Below are 1,585 nucleotides of genomic sequence, written 5' to 3' on the forward strand. Positions count from 1 at the left end.
AACCACCCAGATCAGGGTGCCTAATCCCGACCTCGCAGCCGAGCGCCTGAGCGGAACATTTCCAACAGGAGAACCAGAGGCATTCGTCGCGAATATTGCCCTTTTCCTGCCGGTCCGGATTGAACGGTCCGCAAGCCTGATCACACTCGTACCGGACAACGCATCGGCGCCCTGACCCTGTCCGACGGCATGGCAGTCGGACAGGCAGAGGGGCTCCGGTGGCAGAGAATCATCCACGGCAAGCCGGCCGCAGCCAGCATCACTTCCTCAAGAAATCCGGTGCCGAGCAGCCGTTCGTGATGTGACCGGATCAGGTCGGCTGATTACATGGCGATTGCACCATCCGCCTGGAGTGCTTCCACGGCTTCAAGCGGCCCGGCAAGTTTTTCCGGCGCGGTAGTCATGCCGGTTCATTTCTCAACTGCGTGTCGTGTGCAAAGCTTAGCTTATCAGGACGTACAAGTTTTAGCTTATTGCGCTCAACGCATCACGCATCTTCCGAAATGTCCAATTCTGGAAGTGAACGCTTAACCGGGTTCCACAGCTAATTACAACCTGACGCATATTGGCGTTCAAGTCTCTTTGTGGTCGTCTATTCCAACGCCAAGAAGCCAGGATGGAATGGGCTGGCGCTTATGGGGCGTCCGGTGTTAGGGTGCCAGCTTATCAAAGCCTTGGGGCAAACCCGGTAATGCGTTCAAGTATTGCATCGAAAGCGACCTGGTCCCGGTAGTAAAGTGCGCGCGTTCCGGCATAGGCAGCTGCATAATTCTTTCGCGTTTCGGCATCGCTGAGGAGGAAGGATTCATTCCTGGTGAGGTCTGCTTCATCATCTTGCCGAAAGCGTTTGGCCTTGTGTTCCAGATACGCCACTGTGCCGATGAATTCCTGGACCGAATTGTCGCCAAGAAGGCAATAGACATCGTAATAGTGCCGCATGAAATTCACCGGCATGTCTCCGTTTTCCTGATGCAGGCGGTACTTGGTCGAAATCGTCTGGAGCTTTTCGACAAATGTATAGCCCGGCTCGTAACAGGGCACGTCGATCGCGCGGTTGTCGATGAGGCCTCCGATCCCGCTCGCTGCGGCAAGATCATAGGCCCAGGATGAGATCGCGCAAGGCCGGTTCGGCGCCACCTGGTCGAAGCCGGCTTCGAGCAATATGCCTTCTTTCAATCCGTCCGGCAGCGGATGGATTGGCTCATATAGGAGGCGGATGCCCGCACCCCGATATTGCGGCAAGTCGTCAAACCCGGTGTCACGCTCGACCGCGGCAAAGCCCGCAATCCTGATCCGCGTGGCCAAGTCGTCGAAAAAGGCAAGGCGCGCCGCGGCATGGGCCGGCTTTCCATGGTTCGGTCCATATTTGAGGTCGGTCTCCGGGTGGATGAGGATGTCGATGTCTTCCGAGAACCGGTCAATCAGTCCGTAGCCTTTGGACAGGGACGTGCCGCCCTTCAGTTCGAAGGTGAAGCCGAGTTGCTGCAGGCCCCACAGGCCATGCATGATCCAGTAGTCTTTTTCGACAAGACCGGGATCGACCTGTTCCTGTCTCGCGGCGACCGCGATCAGGTCCGGAAAATCC

1 protein-coding gene is annotated in these 1,585 nt (G+C 57.1%); it reads right to left on the reverse strand.

Annotation, left to right across the window (positions count from 1 at the left end):
• Window positions 1-666 precede the first annotated feature (666 nt).
• Window positions 667-1,585: nucleotidyl transferase AbiEii/AbiGii toxin family protein (locus HY30_RS16530; protein WP_034743419.1), on the reverse strand; the 919-nt coding region annotated here is incomplete at its 5' end.

Origin of the sequence: Hyphomonas chukchiensis, from assembly GCF_000682695.1 — a bacterium.
GTDB classification, from domain to species: Bacteria; Pseudomonadota; Alphaproteobacteria; order Caulobacterales; family Hyphomonadaceae; genus Hyphomonas; species Hyphomonas chukchiensis.